This window comes from Rhodomicrobium udaipurense JA643, from assembly GCF_000636015.1.
In the GTDB taxonomy this organism is placed as follows: domain Bacteria; phylum Pseudomonadota; class Alphaproteobacteria; order Rhizobiales; family Rhodomicrobiaceae; genus Rhodomicrobium; species Rhodomicrobium udaipurense.
Genome location: NZ_JFZJ01000246.1, coordinates 1 through 647, shown reverse-complemented (window position 1 = coordinate 647; position 647 = coordinate 1). Strand labels below are relative to the sequence as shown.

2 protein-coding genes are annotated in these 647 nt (G+C 56.0%); both read left to right on the top strand.

All coding sequences use genetic code 11. From position 1 onward, the window contains the following. Nucleotides 1–86: 86 nt before the first annotated feature. The gene (locus tag T281_RS17185; protein WP_013420977.1) at nt 87–401 is read left to right on the top strand and encodes a nitrogen fixation protein NifZ; all 315 of its coding nucleotides are present in this window, start codon (nt 87–89) and stop codon (nt 399–401) included. Then, a complete protein-coding gene (locus tag T281_RS17180; RefSeq protein WP_037242608.1) occupies nt 398–646 on the top strand; it encodes a nitrogen fixation protein NifZ in 249 nt (82 codons plus the stop codon). The genes T281_RS17185 and T281_RS17180 overlap by 4 nt, the downstream gene beginning before the upstream one ends. Nucleotide 647 lies beyond the last annotated feature (1 nt).

The window sequence follows — 647 nt, the reverse complement described above, 5'->3', positions numbered from 1 at the left end:
GATGCGCAGAACGTGGCCGAATTCGAGGGCAACGTTGTGCCGTTCCCGTCTGCGGGTGCGCTCGAACCGACGCGCGAGGCTTCGACATGACAAACATCAGCCGCGACAGCGACATCGTCGAACTGAACGACGCGCCGTATTTCTACTACGGCGACAAGGTGCGCTCGAAGAAGGTGGTGCGAAACGATGGCACCTATCCCGGCAAAGAAATCGGCGAAATCCTCTGCCGCAAGGGCGAGGAAGGCTTCGTCGTCAGCATCGGGACATTTTTGCAGCAATTCTATATCTATGGCGTCGAATTCATCGAAACCGGGAACCGCGTGGGCATGAAGCGCAAGGAACTCATGCTCGTAGACGATCCGGAAGAAGATGAGATGCCGCAAGAAGGAACGAACCCATGAACGCGCCGAAATTCCAGTGGGGCCAGATGGTCAGCGCCGCACAGGATCTTTTCAACGACGGCTCCTTTCCGGACGCGCCGCAGGACAGCCTGCTCGTAGCTGCGGGCGAAAAGGGTGAAATCGTCAACGTCGGCACGCATGTCGAGACGAAAACACACATCTATCTCGTTGAATTCAATGAAAAAATCGTCGTTGGTTGCTTTGAGGGCGAAATCACACCCGTTTGGGAGCCAGGGAGAACTTGAT

What these genes read in the sequence shown, in the direction of transcription:
- T281_RS17185 (WP_013420977.1), top strand. Translation starts at nt 87, where the DNA reads ATGACAAACATCAGCCGCGACAGCGACATCGTCGAACTGAACGACGCG.
- T281_RS17180 (WP_037242608.1), top strand. Translation starts at nt 398, where the DNA reads ATGAACGCGCCGAAATTCCAGTGGGGCCAGATGGTCAGCGCCGCACAG.